Origin of the sequence: Arabiibacter massiliensis (assembly GCF_902386925.1) — a bacterium.
In the GTDB taxonomy this organism is placed as follows: domain Bacteria; phylum Actinomycetota; class Coriobacteriia; order Coriobacteriales; family Eggerthellaceae; genus Arabiibacter; species Arabiibacter massiliensis.
This window is the reverse complement of sequence record NZ_LR698996.1, coordinates 2,126,002-2,144,476: the sequence shown is the minus strand read 5'-3', so window position 1 is coordinate 2,144,476 and position 18,475 is coordinate 2,126,002. Positions and strand designations below refer to the sequence as shown.

Annotated in this window: 12 protein-coding genes and 1 tRNA gene; 9 read left to right on the top strand and 4 right to left on the bottom strand. The window is 65.5% G+C overall.

The features are described 5' to 3' along the window. Positions 1-101 precede the first annotated feature (101 nt). Both FX134_RS09145 and FX134_RS09140 read right to left on the bottom strand, forming a co-directional pair. The gene (locus FX134_RS09145; protein WP_080800763.1) at positions 102-1,550 is read right to left on the bottom strand and encodes an ATP-binding protein; all 1,449 of its coding nucleotides are present in this window, start codon (positions 1,548-1,550) and stop codon (positions 102-104) included. Between the two features lie 29 nt (positions 1,551-1,579). Further along, complete coding sequence (locus FX134_RS09140; RefSeq protein WP_080800761.1) at positions 1,580-2,371, bottom strand: amidohydrolase family protein; 792 nt, start codon at positions 2,369-2,371, stop codon at positions 1,580-1,582. Between the two features lie 193 nt (positions 2,372-2,564). Here FX134_RS09140 and FX134_RS09135 point away from each other — a divergent pair. Together FX134_RS09135 and FX134_RS09130 are read left to right on the top strand one after the other, a co-directional pair. Beyond that, positions 2,565-2,651: transfer RNA gene (locus tag FX134_RS09135), tRNA-Leu, on the top strand. Between the two features lie 259 nt (positions 2,652-2,910). Continuing rightward, positions 2,911-6,174, top strand: a complete 3,264-nt coding sequence (locus tag FX134_RS09130) for a metallopeptidase domain-containing protein (RefSeq protein WP_080800758.1) — start codon at positions 2,911-2,913, stop codon at positions 6,172-6,174. A 219-nt stretch (positions 6,175-6,393) separates the two neighbouring features. On the opposite strand, the gene FX134_RS09125 is transcribed toward FX134_RS09130, so the two are convergent. Beyond that, a complete protein-coding gene (locus tag FX134_RS09125; protein WP_232050890.1) occupies positions 6,394-8,046 on the bottom strand; it encodes an FAD-dependent oxidoreductase in 1,653 nt (550 codons plus the stop codon). A 234-nt stretch (positions 8,047-8,280) separates the two neighbouring features. Between FX134_RS09125 and FX134_RS09120 the strand changes: the two genes are divergently transcribed. From FX134_RS09120 to FX134_RS09110, 3 genes are read left to right on the top strand one after another with little or no spacing between them, the layout of a single operon-like run. Then, positions 8,281-9,690 carry a helix-turn-helix transcriptional regulator gene (locus tag FX134_RS09120; RefSeq protein ID WP_080800751.1) on the top strand — a complete coding sequence of 470 codons (1,410 nt, stop codon included), beginning with the start codon at positions 8,281-8,283 and terminating at the stop codon, positions 9,688-9,690. Between the two features lie 34 nt (positions 9,691-9,724). Beyond that, positions 9,725-10,360: an IMPACT family protein gene (locus FX134_RS09115; protein WP_080800749.1), complete on the top strand. Its 636-nt coding sequence runs from the start codon at positions 9,725-9,727 to the stop codon at positions 10,358-10,360. 42 nt (positions 10,361-10,402) lie between these two features. Continuing rightward, the gene (locus tag FX134_RS09110) at positions 10,403-12,307 is read left to right on the top strand and encodes a protein kinase domain-containing protein (RefSeq protein WP_143412170.1); all 1,905 of its coding nucleotides are present in this window, start codon (positions 10,403-10,405) and stop codon (positions 12,305-12,307) included. A gap of 380 nt (positions 12,308-12,687) precedes the next feature. Here the strand turns inward: FX134_RS09110 and FX134_RS09105 are convergent, their stop codons facing one another. Beyond that, on the bottom strand, positions 12,688-14,127 hold the full coding sequence (locus FX134_RS09105) for a helix-turn-helix transcriptional regulator (protein WP_172623442.1): 1,440 nt from the start codon (positions 14,125-14,127) through the stop codon (positions 12,688-12,690). Between the two features lie 265 nt (positions 14,128-14,392). Between FX134_RS09105 and FX134_RS09100 the strand changes: the two genes are divergently transcribed. From FX134_RS09100 to FX134_RS09085, 4 genes are all read left to right on the top strand, one after another. Continuing rightward, positions 14,393-14,977, top strand: a complete 585-nt coding sequence (locus FX134_RS09100; RefSeq protein ID WP_232050889.1) for a cytochrome c3 family protein — start codon at positions 14,393-14,395, stop codon at positions 14,975-14,977. An 18-nt stretch (positions 14,978-14,995) separates the two neighbouring features. Continuing rightward, positions 14,996-16,705: an FAD-binding protein gene (locus FX134_RS09095; protein ID WP_080800745.1), complete on the top strand. Its 1,710-nt coding sequence runs from the start codon at positions 14,996-14,998 to the stop codon at positions 16,703-16,705. Positions 16,706-17,004: 299 nt separating this feature from the next. After that, positions 17,005-17,901 (top strand): acetamidase/formamidase family protein, encoded by an 897-nt coding sequence (locus FX134_RS09090; RefSeq protein ID WP_080800743.1) that lies wholly within the window; start codon positions 17,005-17,007, stop codon positions 17,899-17,901. A 161-nt stretch (positions 17,902-18,062) separates the two neighbouring features. Then, the gene (locus tag FX134_RS09085; protein ID WP_080800741.1) at positions 18,063-18,437 is read left to right on the top strand and encodes an Hpt domain-containing protein; all 375 of its coding nucleotides are present in this window, start codon (positions 18,063-18,065) and stop codon (positions 18,435-18,437) included. Positions 18,438-18,475: the final 38 nt, after the last annotated feature.

Here is an 18,475-nt window from a genome sequence, read left to right as displayed (position 1 = left end):
TATCGGCAGGAGCGTTACTCCTTATACTCCCTACGGAGCTTAAGGAGTAACTGCCGAAAGCGGAGCTCCTGCACTACCCATTACTCCGTAATTACTCCCTACTACTCCGTACTTTTTAAGGAATAGTATTGCGAGGGGTCGTTTCTGCTCGTTCCGTGCCACTCGAGAAATCCCTTATCACTTAAAGATTTTAGAGTACGCGCGGCGATAGTGGCGCTTCGTCCTAGTAGCTCGGATACGGTTTTAGTCTGAGCTCTGCCCTTTGCATAAACATATTGCATAACAGCGACTTCGTATTCGTTGAGAGCCCCCATTCTATCTTTGCCGAAGTCAGCGGCCATAGAATCGCTTTGGCGCAGAACGCGGGAAGTTGCGCTATTCTCAAGCGTTAACAGTACAGCCGCCTCATTTGGTTCACTGAATACGGGATCATGCAAAAATGACGCCTGCATCTCGTCATAGATACGCTGCACGCCTTCGTTCAATTCACGAACCCAACCCATCTCAACAAGAACGCGCGCTATGCCGGAGTTGCGTGAATAACGCCTTGTGCGCATATTGTCCAAGGTGACAATATTCGGTAGACTGCCTGGGCTGAGTATCTCCATTCTGTCGTCATAGAGCGAGACGCGAATATGCTCACCAGCCATAGCGTAATTTCTATGCGTTACTGCATTGACCAATCCTTCAAACCAAGCAAACTCAGGGTACTCGGGAATAATTTTGAACTTTCCGTCATCGCCCAAGAATTGAAATTCACGAAGCTGACTCGCGATGAAATCTTTAGCCTCTTCAATAATCCGTGGTAGGCATTTGTCGAAAGTGCGTTCTTTTACGATGTTCAGCCGGCGGCCGGTTTCCATTTTGTTTCCATCAAACTTGAGCACGCGAACGCGGGCGCATGGCATAAATCTCGTAGGGCTTTCAGCGAACAAAAGGATGCCCGCCTTTGTCAGATGCCCATCCAGCAAAAAACCACGACTACGCAACAGCTGCTCGTCAGAAACTTCGGTGCCAAGTGCGTTTTTATATCTGGCGACTATCTCCCTGTCAAGGTCGTCAATACTAGATCTCTCGTCAACTTCTTCCTCGAAAATTCGCTGGTGTTTGTCGTATTCCAAAGCAAGAACCTGCTCGTGATCAAGCTTTATGCTTTTGTCGCCTTGACGAAGAAACACCTCTTTGTCGCTGCGTCTTGAAACAACGCGATCGGTTGAGGCGGCAATGTCCATAATCAGAATCAGGTCATCCTCTTCCTTTGAGTTGATTACGGAAATGCGACGGCATTTTACGTCTGGCGAGGGGGAGCAAGTTGTTATCGCTGCCTGTTCAAACGCCTCAATAGCATGCGCGCCATTGCGTTTGAAGCCAGTAATCTCACCGTTATCTTCAATTCCGATGATTAGCTTACCGCCAAGTGCGTTGGCGAAAGCCGATAGATGCCTTGCTATTTCTGCAACATCCTTACGAGCGCTTTTGCGATCGAAGAAGTACGACTCGGTTTCAGAAGCGAACACCTCGGGGTTATTTGAATTGATTGGCAGCTGCATTCAGATCCCCTCTCATTGCCTGTGCAATTTTATCTGAGCTCAAGCCCCGTGAAGCGGGCGGCGTTCTTCCAGAGCATCTTGTCGAGGTCGTCGTCGGAGAAGCCGAGCGACGTGAACGTGTCGTACTCGTGCGCCGGGTCCCACATGGGGAAGTCGGAGCCGAACATCACGCGGTCGGCGCCCCACATGCCCACGAGCTCGCGCGTGCGACGCGGCCCGAGAAACGCCATGGAGCTGGACACGTCGATGAGCACGTTCTCGTCGTGCAGCACGTCGTAGCCTATCTCGGGCACCGACCAGCCGCCGAAATGCGCCGCGTCCACTACGAGGTCGGGGAACGTGTGCAGGATGTTCTTGAGCCGCCGCGGGTGCGAGAAGTCGGTGCGGTAGTCGCCGGTGTGCACGATGAGCGGCAGACGGCCCTCGATCATCTCGTAGATGCGCATGAGGCGCGGGTCGTCCATGTCCACCTTCTGCGTGTCGGGGTGCAGCTTCATGCCGCGCAGGCCCAGGCCCACGGCGCGCTCGATTTCGGCTTCGGGGTCTTCGAGGTCCTGGTGCATGGCCATGAAGCCGATGAACTCGGGGTGGATGCGGCACTGCTCGGCGATGAAGTCGTTGATGGTGGCAACCGCGCTGGGCTTCGTGGCCACCGAGTGCACGACGAAGTGCGTGAGGGGGGCCTGCTCCTGCGAGGCCAGGAGGTGCGCCGCCGTGCCCTGCCCATACATGTCCAAGAGGTAGAAGTCGCCCACGGCATCCACCGCGCGCTCGGCGATCTTCTCGGGGTAGATATGGGTGTGGACGTCGATGACGGTCATGGCTGCGTGCTCCTTCGCGGGCGGTGTCGGGGGACGCGCTTCCGCGCGCCTTTCCGATTGTAGTGCAACCCGTGCCCGCATACGGCGTGCGCGGCTCGCTCCGGAGAAATCTTCACGCCGAGCAATTTCTTCTTGTCACGGATTGCCAACTGGGGTATCATGTTCACTCGCTTCGACAAGAAGCGCGCGTTGTGCGGGCGTGGCGGAATTGGCAGACGCGTACGGTTCAGGTCCGTATGGGGGCAACCCCATGAAGGTTCAAGTCCTTTCGCCCGCACCATTTGAAACACCAGGCCGGAAGCCCAAACAGGCGCTTCCGGCCTTTCTTTTTGTAATCTTCGGCCGAAACACACGCCACAGCGCGGTTTTGCGTGTGTTTCGGCCGAAGATCGACTTTGCGGGGCCTTCGTGCGATCCGTCCGCTTTGCTTCGCCGCCCTCGGCACCGCGCCCACTGCGAAGCGGGTATGATGGCGGGGTACGCGAAGCTTCGGGATCAGGGGGCTTGGGATGGGAGTCGGCGTTCGGGCGGGGAAGCATATGGCAACGCGAGCGGCCCTGCTGGCAACGGCGCTCGCGCTCGCATGGTGTCTCGGGGCGGGCGCGCGGCAGGCGCTGGCCGATGAAGCGGGCGGCGCGTGCGCTCCCACTGCTGAGCAGCGCGCGGAATACGAGGCCGACGGCAGCTGGGCGGCGCGCGCGTCGTTCCAGGACGCGCTCGGCAACGAACAGGCCGATGCAGGGCTCATCCAGCAGGCGCTCGTGCGCCAAGATGTGGAAAACGGCGCCGACGCCCGCGCCGTCCCCTCGAACTGGACGAGCGGGATGGGCGCGACGGGCCCCGCGAAGGTGCTCGCCCTGCGCGTATCCTTCCCCGACAAGGAGTTCGAGTCGGGCGACACGCTCGAGGCGCTGCAGGCGCTCGTCGACGGCGACCCCGCTCCCGCTTCGCAGGCCTATCCCTACGAGAGCTTGCGCGCCTATTACGAGCGCGCGTCCTACGGCACGCTTTCCCTGGCCGGCACCGCCGTGGACTACGTCGCGCAGCATGAGCGCGGTTATTACACCAACGACGTGGGCATACTGTTCATGGAGGCGCTCGCCGCCCTCGATGGCGGCATCGACTTCGCCGATTACGACGGCAACGGCGACGGGCGCATCGACGCCGTCTACCTGCATTTCGCCGGCGGTCACGAGGGCTGGGGCAGCACGTGGTGGAGCAACGAGCGCCGCTATGCGGACCCGCAGGCGGTGTACGACGGCAAGCAGCTGTGGAACATCGTCACGCTCCACGAGCCGTCGAACAGCGAGGCGGCTGCGCGCATGATGATCCACGAGACCGGGCACGTCCTGGGGCTGCCCGACTACTACTCGTACGCGAGCCAGCAGGGTGGCGCTCCGGAGCGTTCCGGCATCCTCACGTTCGACATGATGATGGACAACCAGGGCGACCACAACGGGTTCTCGAAGTGGCTGCTCGGCTGGATCGGCGGAGACCGGATCGTCCGCGTGGTCGCCAACGACGGCGGCATCGTCGTCAAGCGCGGGCAGCTCGAAATCGCCCGCGTGAACCTGGGGGAGGAGGGAAAGGAGGTCGCAATCGAGCAGGCGCTCGAGGCGTTCACGGCGCAAGAGGCCTCCGAAAGCGGCGGCATCGTCGTCGTCTCGAACGAGGATGAGGGCCTGTTCTCGTCGTACTACCTGCTGCAATACGATTGCGCGGCGGGTAACCAGAGCGTGGGCTTCTTCGATGGCGAACGCGTCTGGCACGATCTGCCCTCCGGCTTCCGGCTGTTCCGCGTGCAGGCGGCGCTCACGCCGGATGGTGCGGAGTTCGCGCATACGAACGCCTATGGACGCGTGAACGACCAGCTCATCGAGTTGGTCGACCCCGACATGGACGCGCCTCATCTCATCGAGGCCGGCAGCGTCCCGCATGCGGCGGAAGGCTTCCGCTGCATGCTGCTCGCTGGCGACGCGATCACGCCCGCCAGCCGGCCCTCGTCGAACTTCTACGAGAACGCGGGCATCGGCTTCACGGGGCTCTCGTTCGAAGCGACGAACGTCGAGAGCGCGCGCGGAACCGTCCGCGTGGCGTACTCGAGCGCGGGCCGGCCCGACGTGGGGTCGTTCACGCTCACGCCCAGGCCCGGGCGCGGGATCATGAACATCGACGCCGTGACGCTGGAGGCGTCGAGCGCGCCAATGCTCGCGTTTCCCGCTGATCCGGAGATGCAGCCATCGCTCGTGGTGGACGGCGTCGGCCAGTACGCGAGCGCGCGCCTCTCCGGCACCGTCGTCACCGCGTCCTTCGCACTCGCCGCCGATGCCGTCAAGCCGGGGTCCACCTGCGAGCTCGTCTTTCCCGCGCGGATGTTCCTCGTCGCCCGCACGGCGCAGGGCGACCTCTATTCGCCCGAGATCCGCGTGCCCCTCGCGCCGGGCCCCGTGGCGCCGATCGAGCGGTCGGGCGAGTATGCGGGCACCGAGAGTCCCTCGGCGCGCGCAGGGGTGTCCGACGTGTTCGCATGCGAGGACGGCGAAAAGCGTTTCTTCCAAACAGAGGGGCCGACGCTTCGCCTGGTCACGCTTGGGAAGGATCCGTTATCCGCGACCGTGCGGGACGTTTCTGGCGCCGTCGCGCCCTTCTCGGACGAGGGGTCGGACGCGCCGGAGCTCGCCGTCGTGCCCTTGGGCGGGACGCGCGTGTTCGTGGCCGTCGAGCTGGCCGGGGCGCTGGAAGCGTACTGGATCGACGTCGGGGACGGCTCGCTCGAAGCGCAGGCCCCGCTTTCCGCAGGATGGCTGCCGCGCTTCGTGCGCGTGGGCGACGTCGCGGCGATGGTGAGCCCATGGAGCGGCTCGGCGCAGCTGGTGTCGACGCTTCAGCCGCAAGGCGATGGCACGGTGGCCATGCGCTGCGGCACCACTCGGGCCGAGCGCCTGGTCAACGTCGACGAGGATGCGATCGCGTTTTGCGGGACGGAGACGGCGGGCGGCGGTTTGCCTGCGGCTGCGGCGCGCGTCGTGCCGGCGAAGGCCGTGGCCGAGCGGCTGCGCGCACTCATGCCCGAGCCCGCAGCCGAGATCCCGGCCGACGTCGGCTCGCTGGACGAGGGCCTTGCATCGGATGTGGAGGCGGCTCTTCCGGGCTACCTCAGCCTGGACGATGCGCGCCGGGACGGCGATCGCATCCTCGTCTTGGCCAGCACGCGCATCGGCGCCGACGGCACCGTGGAGCAGGGGAACGTCCTCGCGGCGTTCGACGGCGCGGGCACCGAGGTGTCGCGTACGGAGTTCCATTCCACGCGCGGAGACGCGCTGACGTTCTCGCGCCTGTCCGTGGCACCGCACGGCTCCGTGGCCGCCAGCCGTCGTTCCCCGGGCTCGACCGGCCCGTTCGCCGAGCACGAGACGGTCTTCTTCGACGCCTCGTTGCGCGAGGGTCCGCATCTGCTGACCACGTCGAAGGCCGACGGCGCGTGGATCGAAGGGCGTTGGCTGGCCGTGGGCTGGGGGCTGTTCGCCGCGACGGGAGGCGCCGGTGCGCCCGCCGAGGCGGCGGCGGACTACCTGCGGGTTCGCTACGACCTCACCGGCGTGCTGGACGTCGCGCCCGACGAGCCCGGTCCTGCGCCCGAACCCGAGCCCGAAGATGGATCCGAACCGCCTGTCGGGGCCCGGCCGCAGCCGCTCGCGACCACGGGGGACGGGATTGCCCTCGCTGCTCCCGCCCTCGTCGCCGCAGCCTCCTTCGCAGCGGCGCTCGCCCTCGCCCCGAAACGCCGCCGCGGACGCAGGTAAGAGTTCGCCGATGTGAGCGATGTGTTGAGTCAACTCGACTTGATGGTTGAAAGCAAGCTCACCAATGCGGCTGACATGCTGTTCTGCCCCTCGAAAGACGTGCAGTTGAAAATGGGCGCGGGGATGGTGGACGCACGAAATTCCGCTTCGTCCGTCATCCCCGCGCTTCGGAGAGGCAGACGAGCAGGAGGGGCGCACTCACCCCTCCTGCTCAAAGCCTTACGCCTTTGCCGCGTACTTGCCGGCGAGGCGGCCGAACGTCGCGTTGTGGCCGCAGCAGTTGCCCGCCGAGTGGCTCGGATACGTGTGCGCGTAATAGCCGCCGCTGTCCACGCCCGCCATGAACAGGCCGGGGATGACCTCGCCCTTCTCGTCGAGCGCCCTCATCTGTTCGTCAACCTTGATGCCATCGAGGGTGCACAGCAAATACCCCGTCTGCCGCACGCCAAAGAACGGTGGCGTGCGCAGGGCCGAAAGACGGTACGCCTCCTTGCCGAAGTCGACGTCCTCCTGCTGGTCATACAGCTCGTTGTAGCGCTCGACCGTCTTGGCGAAGGCGTCCGCCGGGATGTTCAGCTTCTCGGCCAGCTCCTCCACCGTGTCGGCCTGCTGGATGAAGCCGTCGGCCACCAGTCCCTCGTTCATGCCCATGACCGCCGGCAACGGGATCTGCGGCGGCGCGCCGTTCTTGAACTCGAAGTAGCGCGAGCAGCCCTGCGTCTTGAACCGGTAGACGTCCTCCTCAAGGTTGGAGTCCCAGATGGTACACCAGGTGTTGTCGGGCTGGTTGAGCGCCTCCTGCAGGATGTAGTCGTAGGGCACCGACTCGCTCATGAATCGCTCGCCCCTCAGGTTCACTTTGAGGAACGGCTGGCTGCCCATCCAGAACCATCCGTTGCTGCCGTTGTTCAGGCCGCCCACCTCGTCCGGCTTCACGCAGGCGCGGTCGAACATGGCGCTGCAATGGGTGTCGTCGAACGCGGCGCCGGCCCACAGGCACGCCTTGATGCCGTCACCCGTGGTGCCGGGGATGGCCGAGCTGTAGCCGATCTTCTTGAGCGTTTCCGGTTGCAAGGCGGCCAGCATGTCCATGTTCTGCCCGTAGCCGCCGGTGCAGACGACCACGCCCTTCGACGCGTTGATGCGCACGTAGCTTTTGTCGGCGTTCTGAGCGATGATGCCCGTGACGCGCTCGCCTTCCTTCACCAGCTTCACCATGGCGGTGTCGTAGCGGAATTCCACGCCGAGGCCCGTGCAGTAATCGGTGAGCACGGCGGCACCGTCCGGGCCAGCGGGCTTGCCGTCGGGGCCGACGGCGAACTGCGGCGAATGGCAGGTCTGAATGTAGGGGAAATTCTCGCCGGGCTCCTCGTCGCTCGGCTCGAACCACATGGGGATTCCCTGCTCGGCGCAGCGGTCCTGCCACCAATCGACGGCCTCGCCCGAACGGTCGGCCCACACGTGCAAGAGCGAGGTTTTCGCATTGTGGCTGGAGTAGCGAAGAAGCTCGTTGACCACCTCGTGCTTGTCCGGCTCGATCCCGGCCTCCTTCTGCAGGCGCGAGCCGAGCGCGCCGAAGCCCACGCGCACGCCGCCGCCCTTGTACTTCTCGGCCACAATGGTTTTGGCGCCTTCCTCAGCGGCCGCTGCGGCGGCGAACAATCCCGCCGTGCCCCCGCCCACGACGAGCACTTCGGCCTCGAGTGTCTCGACGATGTCTGCGTCCGCAATCTCGGGCTCCGGCCCCAGCCAGTCGGTTGCAGCTGGCGCACCGCTGCCGTCTTGCGCCGCCGCCTCCGCCGCCTGCTGCTGGGGCGCGCACCCCATCAGGCTTCCGAGGGCCGTCAAGGCTCCCGCCGATGCCGCTCCCATGATGAAGCCCCTTCGTGAAAGAGCCGCTTCCGCATGCTGTTCCTTCATACCTTCCTCCTCTTTCGTGGATCTCTGTGCGCGAGCCGCCTGTCCGCTCGTCCTCGCGTCTCTGCTACACTATCGCCCGACAGGTGGGCAGAAATAATCACCCCTGACGGGTAAACTTGGGGAACGTTGGCAGGAAAACGGCCTTACCGCAAACGGGTGAGACGCGCAGAAGGGGAGGTCAGGCGCATGTTCGAGAAAACCTTCGGCAGGGAGGCGGTGCAGTTCGCCCTGTGCTGCCTTTCGCTCAGCCTCACCTACGCTATCGTGCTCTCGCTTTCGGAAGATGTGTATGCGGCGGTGGATGCCGCGCCGTGGATGCGCATCGCCGCCTCGATTGTCTCGTGCGCGGTGATGGTCTGGCTCGCCTTCGCATCGACGTGGCGACCTTCGCTGCTGGGCTCGCGGCTGGTGACGGGCGTTTGCGCCTTCCTTCTGTGTATCGGCGTCGTGGGCCTGGCGTGGGGCTTCGGCGGAGGAGGGCCGCTCGCGCGTGCCGTGGGGCTGTCCGGGCTCTTCGCGGCGGGGAGCCTTTCGGCGCTGCTCGTGAAAGCCGGCTGCGTCTCAATGGGCCCGGGGCGCATCCTCGTCTATATCATCGTGAGCTTCCTGTTGGGACACGTGTGGAGCTTCGCGTTCTCGTTCGTGGGCACGGGCGGCTCCATCGCGGTCTGCGTTGGCGTCACGGTGTTCGCGCTGATCGCCAGCCACCCGTACTATCGTCCGCTTCTGAACAGGCTTAAAGAATCCGAAGCTCCCGGCGCGCTCGCCGCCGCACGTCCGAAGGCATTCCTTCCGTTCGGCCATCAGGTGTTCATCTACCTGGCCCTGTTCAACTTCGCCCACGGGTACTTGCTGTCGTTCGCTTCGACCGGTGCTTCCACCCCCGGCGCGCTGTTCACGGTGGCGACGATCGCCGTGATCGTCCTGGCGCTGATCGCGCGCAAGGGGCGGATGTTCCCCGACGCGCTGTTCTCGGTGTCCGTGCTGTTCGTCATCGGCGGCATCCTGCTCGCGCCCATCGCCGAAGTGGAGGGCGACCTGGCGGCCGTGCTGCTGTCGTCGGGCGTGGCGTGCTTCAACCTGCTGTACTTGTACACGCTGCTCGTGATCAGCGCGAAGAACCAGATCAACACCATCCCTGTGCTCGCGTGGGGCGCGTGCGTCGAAGGCGTGTTCATGCTCGCGGGCGAGTGGTCCGGCACGACCATCCTCAGCCTGTTCGCCTCCGACCACGCGGCGGTGTCGATGTTGAGCATCGCGGTGGTGATGGTGATCCTCGCGTGCATCCTGTTCACCGTCCGGTCGTTCAGCTTCGACCGCACCATCGACGGCATCGAGCCCGACGACGCGCTGGAGCTTTCCGCCCATTCCGCCCGGTGGGAGAATCGGTGCGAGGAGATCGCCGAGCGGTGCGGCCTGACGCCGCGCGAATGCGAGGTGTTCCGGCTCCTCGCGCGCGGCAGGAACAGCCCGTACATCCAGAAGGAGCTCGTCATCACGAACAACACGGTGAAGGCCCACGTGAAGCACATCTACCAGAAGCTGGGCGTGAGCAGCCACCAGGAACTGATCGATCTGGTGGACGGCCGCAGCTGAGGCGCGCCGCCCCCGCTCGTGCTACACTTTCCCCATGGACTCCTATACCACCATCGCGGGGCGGGCGACCGCCGAGATAGAAGAGAAGAAGAGCCGCTTCATCGGCCAGCTCGCGCACGTCGAAACCGAGGAGGAGGCGCTCGCCTTCCTCGAGGAGGTGCGCGCGGCCAACCGCATGGCGCGCCACAACGTGTACGCCTACGTGCTGCGCGAGGGCGGCGCGGGCGCGGAGGGGCGCGTGCGCTACTCCGACGACGGCGAGCCGCAGAAGACGGCGGGCCTTCCCACGCTCGAGATGCTGCGGCACGCGGGGCTCACCGACGTGATAGCCGTGGTCACGCGCTACTTCGGCGGCGTGCTGCTGGGTACGGGCGGGCTCGTGCGCGCCTACACCCAGGCCACGCAGGCGGCCATCGAGGCGGCCAGGCTCACGGTGGTGTCGCGCTGCGTGGACCTCGAGGTGCGCATCGCCTACGCGCGCTACGAGCAGCTGGCGCGCATCGCCGCCGACTGCGGCGCGAAGGTGCTCGACACGCAGTTCGCCGATGCGGTCACGCTGCGCCTGCGCATGCTCGACGGCACGCAGGGCCCGCTGCTCGCGAAGCTCACCGAGCTCGAGCGCGGGCAGGAGGACGTGCGCGTAAGCGAGCCCTTCGACGCGGCCTTCTAGCGCGGGCTCGCCGCGCGCTGGCGTTGCCGTATAATAGGCGGCATGGCGCGCAACCGACAGCTCATACTGAACCGTTACCGACCCATCGCCGAAGCAGGCTCGGGAGGGTTCAGCACGGTCCAGGTGGCGTGGGATACGCGCATCCAGCGCAAGGTGGCCATCAAGTGCATCGAGCTCGACGACGTGGACGCCGCCCGCGCGGCGCTGCCGGGGGCCGAGCCCGCGCCCCTTCCCGCGCCCGATTCCGCGCTTCCCCCCTGGCTGGACGACGAGCTCGACTCCGACGACTTCCAGCTCGACGACGACTTCTTCGACGCCGCCCCCGCGCCCGACCGCACGCCCGCGCACCTGCCGGGCCTCGACGAGGCGCGCACGGCGGCCATGCTTTCCGACGCCAGCATCGTGGCCGTGTACGACTTCGAGGTGCAGGGCTCCACCGCCTACCTCATCATGGAGTACGTGGACGGCATCACGCTCTCCGAGCTGCTCGACCGCTTCGCAGACCGCCTCACGCTCGACGTGGCGGCGGCCGTGTTCTCGGCCGTGTCGCACGCGCTGGAGGTGGCGCACGACAACCAGGTGCTCCACCTGGACATCAAGCCCGACAACGTGCTCATCAACCGCCAGGGCCAGGTGAAGGTGACCGACTTCGGCCTGGCGATGCTCGCGGACCCGTCCGGCTTCGGCGCGGCCGCCGGCGGCACCATCGGCTACATGCCGCTCGAGCAGATGCGCCTGGAAAGCCTCGACGCGCGCTGCGACGAGTGGGCGCTCGCCTCGGTGATGTACGAGATGCTGGCGGGGGAGAACCCCTTCGTCGCGCCCGACCTGGAGCGGGCCGAGGCGGCCATCGAGGACGCCGAGCTCGTGCTGCCGTCGCTGTGCTGGGACGAGCTCGACCCGGCGGCCGACGACGTCATCTTCTACGCGCTCGACCCCGACCGCGAGGAGCGCTACGACAACGTCACCGATTTCGCGGAGGAGCTCGAGCCGTTCCTGGGCGACCCGAAGCGCGGCGTGCGCGAGCTGGCCGCCATCGTGAACTGCGCTGACGAGGAAGAGGCCGAAGACGCCCCCGTCTCTGCACCCGCCGTGCCGCGCGTCCCCTTGCGCGAGCGCATCACGCCGTGGCATCGCCTGGCGGCCGCGCGCGTTCTGGGTGCGGTGGGCGCGGGATTCGTCGCGCTCGTGGCACTGATGAACATCCCGCAGACAAGCGGTCTGGACAACCCGGTGTTCTGGGGGCTGCTCGGCCTGCTCGCGCTCGCGGGCGCGCTCAAGCCGCACCTGGGCGCGCTGCTGTCCTACGCGGCACTCGGCATCGCGCTCATCGCACAGAACGCGCCTGCCGCAGGGTGCGTGCTGCTTGCGGCCACGTGCGCCTGGTGGTACTTCGCGGGCCGCGCGAGCGACGCCGATGCGAACGCCGCCTTCGCCGCGCCTTTGGCGGGCGCGTTCGGCGGCGGGCAGCTCGCCCCGCTTGCGGCCGGCTTCTGCCTGCCGCCCGCCCGCGCGCTGGGGACGGCCCTGTTCTCGCTGCTGATCGCGACGCTGCTGGCCGCCTTCGGGACGCACACGCTCATCGGCTGGGACGCCCTCGCGAACGCCTCCCTCGCCGGGGTCGACGTGCAGGCGGCCCTCGGCGCGATGCTCGTGCAGCCGGCCTTCTGGTGCGTAGCCGCCAGCTGGCCTGTGGCGGCGCTCGTGCTTGCCGTCGTGCGCTTGCGTCCGACGCGGGCGTTCGCCGTGCTCGGCACGCTCTGCGCGGCGGCGGTGCTCGTGGCGGGCATCTGCGCGGCGGCGTGGTTCGCATCAGGCGGCGCCGCGCTCATGCCGTCGGTCCGCAACCTCGTCGGCACCCTCGTGCCGACCCTCGCCCTGCTGTTCGCTTGCATCCTCGTCCCCGAGCCTGATTACGAAGACGACTGGGATGAGGAAGAGGCCTGAAACGGGGCGCATGCAGCTTTTCGCACCCGCTCTGCAACTTTTTCGAAGCAATGATGGCTATGCGGGTCGCTAAGCTCCTATTTCCGTTGGTATTGCAACAAAAAGAAAGAAAATCCATCTGCTTCAAGCCCTTTGAGCCATCATTACTTCGAAAAAGTTGCATGATAGGTCAGGAAAGCTGCACGGCCCACCTTTCGGAAGGCCATGCAACATCGAAACCAGGGTGCACGACACAAAAACATGCCGGTTTGCGGCTGAAACCGTGGGATCGAGGGCCCCCGGAGCGCTTCCACTCAGCGTTCCCCCAGGTGGCTCTTCGCCCCGATCCCAAAAGAGCCACAAACCGGCATGTTTTTGTGTCGTCGGTCGCCATCGCGCTGCTAAATCCCGATCAGCTCCTGCAACTCCTTCTTGCTGTGCACATCGAGCTTCGCGTACAGGCGCCGCGCATGGCCCCGCACGGTGTTCTCGGTGATGAACAGCGTCTCGGCGATGTAGGCCTTGCTGCGCCCCTTGCACAGAAGCTGCATGACCTCCACCTCGCGCGCCGTCAGCGCGTACTGGCCGCCCAGCGCGGCGCACCGTTCGTCGATGAACGAGAAGTCCTGCGGCGCGGGCCGCGATTCCAGGTCGGAGAAGATGCGCTGCATGGCAGGATCGCGTGTTTCCAGTAGGAGCGTGATGGCAAGCATGATCACCAGCAGCAGCACGAGAGCGATGGACGGCGTCATCGCAGGCGCTATCAAGCCGCTCCCGCCGAGCGCCTTGCCCAGGTAATTGGGGAACGTGTAGGCGAGCCACCCCGCGCCGAACACCACGTAGGGGTGCAGGTCGCTGTGGTGCGCGATGTCGGACAGCAGCAGCCATAGGAACACCACCACCAGATACGAGATGCTTGTCGAACAGGCCGTCTGCAGCTGCGCCGTCGGCTCGAACACCCCCAGCACCAGCATGACGCCGATGAGCACCATCACGCAGCGCCACAGCTGCGCGAAGCCGAGCGACCGCCGCTTTCCGATAACCCACCACAGGATGAACGCGGACACAGCGATCTCGATGGCGTGACCAAGCAGTTGTGCGTACGGCAGCGGATTGTCGAACATCTTGGGCAGCCTGGTCGAGAACGCGTACACGAACGCGAAGATGGCCACGCAGCTCATTATCTTCCACAGCGACCACGCTGTCTCGCGCGTGTAGCGGATCTCGCCCGTTGCCTGCGGACGCTGCAGCTTGAACGCCCGAGTAAGAAACGCGCCCGAGAGCGCCGGCAGCGCAAGGGCGAAGACGAACCCTATCAGCCAGCCGGCCTCCGAGATGAACGATTTCGCCACTGCCCCCAGTATGCAGGCAGCGAAGATGCACCCGAGCGCGTTACGCAGGTCGAGCCCGCTGTAGAACACGCCCCAGCGAAGGTAGCCCCAACCCAGGCACACGCCGCCAAGAGAGACGGCCGCTACGGCCAGCCATCCGGGCAGAGGCCCGACCAGCGAGTCCGCAGCGTACAGCCCGGTCGTCGCGCACCCGATCATGGTGAAGGCGACGTCGGCACGGTTCGCTTTCGCCGCCGAGGGCTTCGGCTTCGCGCGGAACAGCACCACGACCGCGACGAGGAGCAGCGATTGCGCGAGGTAGACGGTGACCCACGGGGCGCCGGGGACGTTGACCGGAACGTTGGTATTGAGCCACATGATCCACGTGTGCAGCGTCCACACGCCGAAGCATGGCAGCGCCGTACGCACAAGCGACGCGTACGCACGCGGTCCGCCCGCCTTGACGAGCGCTCCCTCGAACAGCGACCGCTGCGAGGACGAACCTCCCATGACGACCTCCCCTGCACGTGCGGGACGCCCCTCTGCGTCCCGCTGAATGCGATCCCGCAGTCGATTATACGACCCGTCGATCGGCTGAAACGGCGGTGGAGGGCAAAACAACACCTTTCGTGCTCCCTGCGCTGCGCCCGAGGCACGCTTCGTGCGGGCGGATCCGGCGAAGTGGGCACGCTTCGGAGCTAGAGGCGGCGGCCGCTGCGGTCGTATGGTGGCGACAGCCGAAACACGGAGAACAGCGAGAGGAGGGAAAGAAAACATGAAAGCGCCTATCAAGAAGGCTGCAACCGTTGCCGTGCTGGTGGCTGCGCTCGGGCTTGCAGCCGGCTGCGCACCGCAGAGCGTGCAGCCCGACCAGGCGGCAGCGCAGCAGGGCGGCGACGCCGTCCAAGTGGCATGGTCGCCCGACATGGATTGCGCCTCCTGCCATGCCGTCGAGGAAGCCTCGGCGTCGGACGCGTCCTGCCTGGCCTCCAAGCATCCCGCCGCCACATGCGAAAGCTGCCACGGCGTCGCAGACTCCTTGGCCACCGCCCATGCGAACGCCACGGCCACCGCCGAGATGCCCAAGAAGCTGAGCAAGGAGAACGCCGTGCCCGAGGACACGTGCCTCAGCTGCCATGGAGGCTGGGACGACCTGGCGGCGAAGACCGCCGACGTCGACGTGCTAACCGACGCAGACGGCACGACGGTCAACCCGCATGCCATGGACCGCACGGGCGACCATTCATCCATCACGTGCACGAGCTGCCATACCGTGCACGAGGTCGAGGACGACCAGAAGCAGCTCTGCCTGAGCTGTCATCACGAAGACGTGTTCGAATGTCGGACGTGTCACGAATAGAAGGAAAGGGGATCCATCATGGGGAAGAACAACGAGCTGCGCGAGGTTAACCGTCGCGACTTTCTGAAGGGGGCTGCGGTCATAGCAGCCGGAGCTGCGGCGATGGGCATGGCCGGCTGCTCGACTGGTGGCGCCGACGCCGCGGCCGATGCGGCCACTTCCGGCAAGCGCGCCTGCGAGCCCGAGGCGTGGGATGCCGAAACCGACGTCGTGGTCATGGGCTATGGCTTCGCCGGCGAGGCGTCGGCCATCAGCGCTGCAGCCGAGGGTTCGCAGGTGATCGTGTTCGAGAAAGCGCCCGAGGAGCATGCGGGCGGGAACAGCGCGGTGAGCTGCGGGTTCCTGAACATCTGCTCGGGCGACGGCGCGGCCGAGGCGTGGAAGGCCATCACCGACGGCGGCGTGACCGACGCCGAGTGCGTCGCGGTGGCCAAAGCTTCCACCGACATGCCCCAGTGGTTCAGCGACAATATCGTGGAGAGCGAGGTCATCCACAAGGAGGGCGCCGACGCGGTGCGCAAGCTGTGGGGCAAGGAGTATCCGGACGCCAACGCGGTGAACCTCACTATCGAGGGCAAGGGCCAGACGGGCGGCGGTGCGTTTTTGCACAAGCTCGTTGCCGACGTCATGGCCGATCGCTACGCCGACTCCATCACCGTGCTGTACTCCGCGCCGGTGACCGACCTCGTGTACGACGCCGAGGCCAAAGAAGTGCTCGGCGTGCAATACGAGGAAGGCGGCCAGACGAAGTATTGCAAGGCCAAGAAGGGCGTCATCATGGCGTGCGGCGGCTATGAAGGCAATCCCGAGATGATCGAGAACTTCGTGCTCACGCACTACAAGCAGTACCCCATCGGCAGCCCTTACAACACCGGTGACGGCATCCGCATGGTGGCTGGCATCGGCGCGAAGCTTCGCCACATGGCCGCCGTGGAGTACGGCTCTCCGGCCTGCCTCGAGCTGTCCGAGAAGTACAACCAGGCCATCGCCTGCTATAACGGGGGCGACACCACGTCCATGATATACGTGAGTCAGCACGGCGAGCGCTTCATGGCCGAGGACGGCAAGTGGCCCGCGCACGACAAGCGCTACCCGTATCCCTGCTTCACCGAGAACAAGGATACGGCCGAGACGCCCAACTATCCTTGGTGGATGGTCTTTGACGAGACACGCCGCACGAAGGGCACGCTGTTCGCCTGGTCGAACCCCGAGCGCAACGAGGGCTGGGCGGCCGTGCGCAACGTGTACCACTGGTCTGACGACAACATGAAGGAAGTCGAGGACGGCGTTGTGCTCAAGGCCGACACCATCGAAGAGCTGGGCGGCCTCATGGGCTTCGCCGACGAGGACCTGGCAACGTTCGTGGCCACGGTGGAGAAGTTCAACGCCGACGTGGCCGACGGCGGCACCGACAGCGTGTTCGGTCGCGCGCCGTCGAAGTCCCAGAAGGGCGACGTGACGCCGGTGAACCCGCTGGTCAACCCGCCGTTCTACGCGGTGCAGTGCTGCATCTCGTTCCTCAACACCAACGGCGGGCCGGCGCGCAACGACAAGTGGCAGGCCCTCGACTGGAACGACGAGCCCATAGGGCGGCTGTACTCCGCCGGCGAATTCGGCTCGGTGTTCTACCATTACTATTGGGGTGGCGGCAATATCAACGAGTGCTTCGCCAGCGGTATGATGACCGGCCAGCAGGTGAACGCGCTCTCCGACTGGAGCGCCGCCTAGCGCATCTAATGCCCGGACCGTCGCGGGGCCGATCCCTCCCTCCCCGTGTCTTGCGGCGAGTCCGTTCGACCGAAGGAGCGCCTTCCCCGGCGTTCCTTCGGCATGGATGCCCGATTGTCGACCGAAGCACACGCCACAGGGGCGTTTTTCGTGTGTTTGGGTCGACAATCGAGGCACCGCTGTCTCGGAAGCGCAATCTGCTCCGCAATCCCGCGTGCACGCCCTCGCATGCTGGGGTATGCTGAACCTCAGCAGGAAACGGCCGCGAAAGCGAGGCCGAACGAGAGAGGAGAGCCCCCATGCAGCAGCTCAACGACGATCGCGTGCTGTTCGCGTTCGCGCGCGACCTCGAGCCGGCGATCACGGTGAAGTCGGGCGACACGGTGCGCATCCGCACGCAGGATTGCTTCGGCAACCAGGTGCAATCGCCCGACGACGAGCTGGACGAGATCGACTGGGACCACATCAACCCGGCCACCGGCCCCGTGTTCGTGGAGGGCGCGGTACCCGGCGGCGCGCTGAAGGTGGCCATCGAGAACATCGAGCTCGACCCGCAGACGGCCTCGTGCACCGGCAAGGATGAAGGCGTGTGCGGCGACCGCTTCGACGCGTGGAGCACGCACCTGTGCGCCATCGATGGCGACAAGCTCGTCTGGAACGACAAGCTGTCCATCCCGCTCAAGCCCATGATCGGCGTCATCGGCGTCGCGCCCGCTGGCGAGCCCGTGAACTGCGGCACGCCCGGCAGCCACGGCGGCAACATGGACAACACCGCCATCGCCGCCGGCGCCACGCTCTACTTCCCGGTGGCCGCCGAGGGCGCGCTCTTCGGCTGCGGCGACATGCACGCGGTGATGGGCGACGGCGAGGTGAGCGTGTCGGGCGCGGAAGTGGCCGGCTGGGCCACGGTCACGCTGACGGCGCTGCCCGACCTGCGCCTGACGGACCCGCTCATCGAGAACGACACGCACTTCGGCATCATCGTGTCGGCGGGCTCGCTCGACGAGGCGGCCGACCGCGCCGTGCACCAGATGGTGGACCTGCTGCACGACCGCACCGGCACGCCGCAAGATGAGCTGGTCATGCTGTTGTCGCTGGTAGCCGACGTGCAGGTGTGCCAGATGGTCGACCCCCAGAAGACCGTCCGCTTCATGGTGCCGAAGTACGTCCTCGAAGCCCTCGATTTCGCCCTCTGACGCCAGAATGCCACAAAAGGGGACTGTCCCCTTTTGTGACATTCGCCTCAATGCAACGCTCACCTCTTTGATCAGGGCAAGCCTTTTCCTGCGAAATCGGTTACACTTGCACCATTGCGGAATTCAACCATCCGCGGTCGAAATGCGCGGAAGGGGGCGGTATGACCACGCTTCAAGAATGCTACGCCGAGCTGGGCGGCGGGGTGTCCAGCGACGATATCGTGCGTCGCCTGGGCAGCGAGGCCCTGGTGGCGAAGTACCTGAACTCCTTCCTGCGCGACGAGAACTTCGCCGCGCTCGAGACGGCGCTCGCCAGCCGCGACGTGGAGGCCGCCTTCCGCGCGGTGCACTCGCTCAAGGGCATCTGCCAGAACTTCGACTTCAAGGCCCTGGGCGCATCGGCGTCGGCCCTCACCGAGGCGCTGCGCGGCGGCTCCTACGGCAACGACGTGGACGGCCTGTTCAGCCAGGTGAAGCAGGACTACCGCGCCACCTACGACGCGGTGGCCCGCTATTGCCGCGGGGGGGGGGCTTAGCCAGCCATGACCCCGACGAGCAAACCGGCGGCGACTGA

What these genes read in the sequence shown, in the direction of transcription:
- FX134_RS09145 (WP_080800763.1), bottom strand. Translation starts at nt 1,550, where the DNA reads ATGCAGCTGCCAATCAATTCAAATAACCCCGAGGTGTTCGCTTCTGAA.
- FX134_RS09140 (WP_080800761.1), bottom strand. Translation starts at nt 2,371, where the DNA reads ATGACCGTCATCGACGTCCACACCCATATCTACCCCGAGAAGATCGCC.
- FX134_RS09130 (WP_080800758.1), top strand. Translation starts at nt 2,911, where the DNA reads ATGGCAACGCGAGCGGCCCTGCTGGCAACGGCGCTCGCGCTCGCATGG.
- FX134_RS09125 (WP_232050890.1), bottom strand. Translation starts at nt 8,046, where the DNA reads ATGGGAGCGGCATCGGCGGGAGCCTTGACGGCCCTCGGAAGCCTGATG.
- FX134_RS09120 (WP_080800751.1), top strand. Translation starts at nt 8,281, where the DNA reads ATGTTCGAGAAAACCTTCGGCAGGGAGGCGGTGCAGTTCGCCCTGTGC.
- FX134_RS09115 (WP_080800749.1), top strand. Translation starts at nt 9,725, where the DNA reads ATGGACTCCTATACCACCATCGCGGGGCGGGCGACCGCCGAGATAGAA.
- FX134_RS09110 (WP_143412170.1), top strand. Translation starts at nt 10,403, where the DNA reads ATGGCGCGCAACCGACAGCTCATACTGAACCGTTACCGACCCATCGCC.
- FX134_RS09105 (WP_172623442.1), bottom strand. Translation starts at nt 14,127, where the DNA reads ATGGGAGGTTCGTCCTCGCAGCGGTCGCTGTTCGAGGGAGCGCTCGTC.
- FX134_RS09100 (WP_232050889.1), top strand. Translation starts at nt 14,393, where the DNA reads ATGAAAGCGCCTATCAAGAAGGCTGCAACCGTTGCCGTGCTGGTGGCT.
- FX134_RS09095 (WP_080800745.1), top strand. Translation starts at nt 14,996, where the DNA reads ATGGGGAAGAACAACGAGCTGCGCGAGGTTAACCGTCGCGACTTTCTG.
- FX134_RS09090 (WP_080800743.1), top strand. Translation starts at nt 17,005, where the DNA reads ATGCAGCAGCTCAACGACGATCGCGTGCTGTTCGCGTTCGCGCGCGAC.
- FX134_RS09085 (WP_080800741.1), top strand. Translation starts at nt 18,063, where the DNA reads ATGACCACGCTTCAAGAATGCTACGCCGAGCTGGGCGGCGGGGTGTCC.